Annotated in this window: 5 protein-coding genes and 1 pseudogene; all 6 read right to left on the reverse strand. The window is 35.5% G+C overall.

Annotated features, from left to right (window positions below; translation table 11 throughout):
- Positions 1-154: 154 nt before the first annotated feature.
- The gene (locus tag ACILQF_RS11795; RefSeq protein WP_395627604.1) at positions 155-367 is read right to left on the reverse strand and encodes a PLDc N-terminal domain-containing protein; all 213 of its coding nucleotides are present in this window, start codon (positions 365-367) and stop codon (positions 155-157) included.
- A complete protein-coding gene (locus ACILQF_RS11800) occupies positions 364-675 on the reverse strand; it encodes a PLD nuclease N-terminal domain-containing protein (protein WP_395627605.1) in 312 nt (103 codons plus the stop codon). Before ACILQF_RS11800 ends, ACILQF_RS11795 begins: the two co-directional genes overlap by 4 nt.
- Positions 588-815, reverse strand: coding sequence for a PLD nuclease N-terminal domain-containing protein (locus ACILQF_RS11805; RefSeq protein WP_395627606.1), 228 nt, complete (start codon positions 813-815; stop codon positions 588-590). The genes ACILQF_RS11800 and ACILQF_RS11805 overlap by 88 nt, the downstream gene beginning before the upstream one ends.
- A 41-nt stretch (positions 816-856) precedes the next feature.
- Positions 857-2,605, reverse strand: a complete 1,749-nt coding sequence (locus ACILQF_RS11810) for an ABC transporter ATP-binding protein (protein ID WP_395627607.1) — start codon at positions 2,603-2,605, stop codon at positions 857-859.
- Between the two features lie 73 nt (positions 2,606-2,678).
- Positions 2,679-3,242: a ribosome recycling factor gene (gene frr, locus ACILQF_RS11815; RefSeq protein ID WP_395627608.1), complete on the reverse strand. Its 564-nt coding sequence runs from the start codon at positions 3,240-3,242 to the stop codon at positions 2,679-2,681.
- Positions 3,243-3,316: 74 nt separating this feature from the next.
- Positions 3,317-3,529 (reverse strand): annotated as a pseudogene (gene pyrH / locus ACILQF_RS11820) (UMP kinase); the annotation flags it as partial.

Raw genomic sequence — 3,529 nt, forward strand, 5'->3', positions numbered from 1 at the left:
AAATTGGCGCATTTGAGTCGGGGGCAAGTGCAAAGCTCATGGGAACAATTCCGTCCGTACTTTTTGGTGGGACCATGACACTTTTAATTGTGATTTTTACGTATTTCAAAACCAAAAGGCTTATCCCTCTGAGCTTAAATCAAATTAACCGACATTAAATTTTATTACTCCTGCCCAAAATAAGGTAAATAATTGAACCTAAAACGGGTGCGAGTAGGATTACAATCAACCATAATAGTTTGGTATTTGTAGGAATACGACTTTTTAAAAGGTCCATAAGTGTGACCACAATTAAGATGAACCAAATGATCCCCAATATAAATCGTAAGGCACCTCCAATAAATAAAATTACTAATAATGTGCTCATAGTGCTTTTTGTTTGCGTCCCCAAAAAAGATAAACAACAGCTCCCAAATATGGGGCTACTAGAATAAACAGTATCCAGAGGAATTTGTGTGGGGTGCTCAGCTCCTTCGACCTTATGGTATCAAATATTGCAAAAGGAATAACCAGAACAAGCGAAATGACGGCAAAAGCAATTAAAATTAGCTCTAATATTCCAATATTGTAAAATAATATAGTGTTCATCACATTTTCTTTATTTTTTGATTTTTCCCCATAGATAGATATAATGTTATTCCTACTATGGGAGCCATCAAAACTATGATGGTCCATAAAATCTTATTATTCGGATCTTTAAATTGTGATCTCGAGATATCAATTAAAATGTATGCCATTAAAACAGCATGGATTATTAAAATTATTATCAACAATAAAATAGAAATCGAAGAGCTGACATTCACAAAATTTAGCATAATTTCATTTAATTTATAGTTAAATATAATGAAATTATAACTTACACTGAATATTTTTCGCCAATCTGCTGACGCCACATGGCATAATACAATCCTTTTTCAGCCAATAGCTCATCATGCCTTCCGGATTCGATAATATGGCCCTTTTCAAGGACAAAGATCCTATCGGCATGCATAATGGTTGAAAGTCGGTGTGCAATTAAAATAGTTATGTGGTCACTAACAACAGATACATTACGAATAGTTTCGGTAATTTCTTCTTCTGTTAATGAATCTAGTGATGAAGTTGCTTCATCAAACACCAAAATATTTGGCTCACGAAGTAAGGCTCTTGCTATTGAAAGACGTTGCTTTTCACCGCCCGACACTTTCACACCTCCCTCACCAATAATGGTATCTAGTCCCTTATCTGCGCGTGAAAGAAGATTCTGGCAGGCAGCTCTTTGTAAAACTTGCATACATTCTTCATCGCTTGCATCCGGGCGAACAAAAAGGAGATTCTCGCGAATGCTGCCCGAAAATAATTGGGTATCCTGTGTTACGAAACTGATTTTTTCACGCAGTTCATCCAAGTCGATTTGCTTGGATGGAATATCATTATATAAAACCTGGCCACTTTCTGGGTGGTATAAGCCGACAAGTAATTTGACTAAAGTGGTTTTTCCGGAACCAGACGGACCTACGAACGCGATTGTTTGTCCCTGCTTTGTTTCAAATGAAATATTTTCAAGTGCATTTCGGTTTGAAGATTGATGCTTAAAACTTACTTCATCAAATTTAAGGCTATTTACACGGCCTAAAACTTTGGGGTTTTCAGGTTTTTTCTCTTTAGGAGTATTTAAAATAGCCTTAAAGTTGTCTAATGATACCTCTGTTTCACGGAAAACATTGATAATATTTCCGAGTTCTTGAAGTGGCCCAAAAATAAAAAATGAATAAATAAAGAGTGAGAAAAACTCTCCCACACTAATTCTTCCAGCAAAAATTAGATAAAGCATTAATAGCAAAATCATATTTCGAAGTAAATTGACAAATGTGCCTTGAATAAAACTTAGGCTACGCACATACTTTACCTTTTTGAGCTCGAGTTTTAATATTTTTTCTGTGGTATTACTTAGGCGTTTAATTTCCTGACCTGAGAGTCCGAGGCTTTTCACTAATTCTATATTTCTTAATGATTCGGTAGTTGATCCTGCAAGTGCCGTGGTTTCAGCTACAATTGCTTTTTGTACAACCTTTATCTTTTTGCTCAATACGGAGCTTATAAAGCCTAATATGGGAATTACTGAAATATAAACAACTGCAATCGACCAATGAATATTTATGGCATATATAAATACGAAAGTTACACCAACTAAAGAAGTGAATACAATATTGATTAGTGCTACAATGAGTTTTTCACTATCGGTTCTAACTTTTTGTAAAATCCCTAAAGTTTCACCACTACGCTGATCTTCAAATACTGAATAGGGTAATTCAAGGGAATGTGCCAATCCATCTGAATATATTTTTGCTCCCAATCGTTGTGTAATAACATTGACATAATAATCCTGGAAGTTTTTTGCAATTCTCGAGACCATTGCTACCCCCATGGCAGCAAGAATTAGTAGGCCAGCGCCTTTAAAAAATTCTTCAGTTGTATATTCTTGATATCTTGTTACGTAGGTATCGATAATTTTTCTGAAAATCCATGGGTCTAAAAGTGAAAATATCTGATTCACAGCTGCTAGGAGCAATGCTAAAAAAATCAGTCCCTTATAATCTTTTAAATATTGTATGAGTAGTTTCATAGCTAAATTTTCATAAAAAATAAAGGGAACAAGTTAAATTCCTATTCCCTTTCCTTTGATATGTATGTTATATTTAGACAGTCATGACGTCCTTTTCTTTAACCTCCATCAGGCGGTCAATTCGGACAATATTGCTATCGGTTAATTTCTGCACTTCTCCTTCTCCAGTTTTGATTTCATCATCAGAGACACCTTCAGATTTGGATCGTTTTATTTTTTCGTTGGCATCTTTACGGATGTTACGTACTGCGATTCGTCCTTTTTCTGCTTCCTCTTTTACTTTTTTTACCAGGTCTTTACGACGTTCTTCAGTAAGAGGTGGAACATTCAAGCGAATCACTATCCCATCATTTTGCGGGTTTAGGCCTATATTTGCCTCCATAATTGCTCTTTCGATAGGAATAAGCATTGTTTTTTCCCACGGCTGTACAACAAGGGTGCGTGCATCAGGCGTATTTACCGTTCCAATTTGATTTAGAGCAGTTGGAGTGCCATAATAATCTACAAAAATACCATCTAGCATAGTTGGCATTGCCTTTCCGGCACGTATTTTTACCAATTCATTATCGCAATACTCAATGGCTTTTTCCATTTGAGTTTTTGCATCTTCCAGTTGTTTCTTTATAAGCTCGTTCATAATATTTCTGTTCGATTTACAAAATTAATTAAATTCCTGTAATCTCAGGTACTCAGGCAGTATTCAATCTGTTTTTAGCCTCTTACTAATGTGCCAATAGGTTCCCCTTCAGCTAAACGCATAAAATTACCCGGTTTATTCATATCGAATACAATGATTGGGAGTTTATTTTCTTGACAAAGTGTAAATGCAGTCATATCCATTACATTGAGATTCTTCTTATACACCTCATCGAAGGTGATTTCATCGTAACGTGTTGCATTTGTATCTTTAAGTGGGTCGGCAGT

The organism is Daejeonella sp., assembly GCF_044232565.1.
GTDB lineage: Bacteria > Bacteroidota > Bacteroidia > Sphingobacteriales > Sphingobacteriaceae > Daejeonella.